The sequence below is a fragment of the Mycobacterium syngnathidarum genome, from assembly GCF_001942625.1.
Classification (GTDB): Bacteria; Actinomycetota; Actinomycetes; order Mycobacteriales; family Mycobacteriaceae; genus Mycobacterium; species Mycobacterium syngnathidarum.
In genome coordinates this window covers 1-543 of sequence record NZ_MLCL01000056.1, presented here as the reverse complement: position 1 = coordinate 543, position 543 = coordinate 1, and the positions used below count along the sequence as shown (strand labels likewise).

The window sequence follows — 543 nt, the reverse complement described above, 5'->3', positions numbered from 1 at the left end:
CCAGCGCACGCTCGAGATGCTGGATATCGCGTGCCAGCACCCGCAACATCGCATCGGAGGTTCCGGTCACCGTCGCGGCACTGACGACCTCGGGAATGTCGATCCACTGGCGGGTCTCCGGTGCGGTGGTGCAGCTGGGTCCGGCTAGCTCTCCGTACCGCGGGCAGTCGTCGCGCACATAGGTCCACGCCGGGCTGAACGACAGGATCAGGTTCAGGCCCAGGACCTGACGGCCGGGATCCCAGCCGTTCTCGAAAATCGCGTCCGACAGCACCTTGATGCGCGACGCGATCGGCACGAACTGGCCCGAATGCTGTGCCAGGACACCGACAACGGGCGTCAGGTGCGTACCGATGCCGATCATCTGGTCGATGTGGTTGTCGATGGCAGTCGATGCGGTGCCCGCGGTGTGCAGACCGGCCGAGAGCAGCCCCCGCACATCGGATTGCTTCTGGGCCAGGGTGCGCAGCGGCACCAGGGCGTTCTCCAGGTTGTCCAACAGTCGCGGTGAGGTGGTGCTGAGCGCCGCCGACACCTTCTCCA

1 pseudogene is annotated in these 543 nt (G+C 66.1%); it reads right to left on the bottom strand.

What is annotated here, in order from left to right:
- A pseudogene (locus BKG60_RS32490) lies at positions 1-106 on the bottom strand (Lrp/AsnC ligand binding domain-containing protein); the annotation flags it as partial.
- Positions 107-543: the final 437 nt, after the last annotated feature.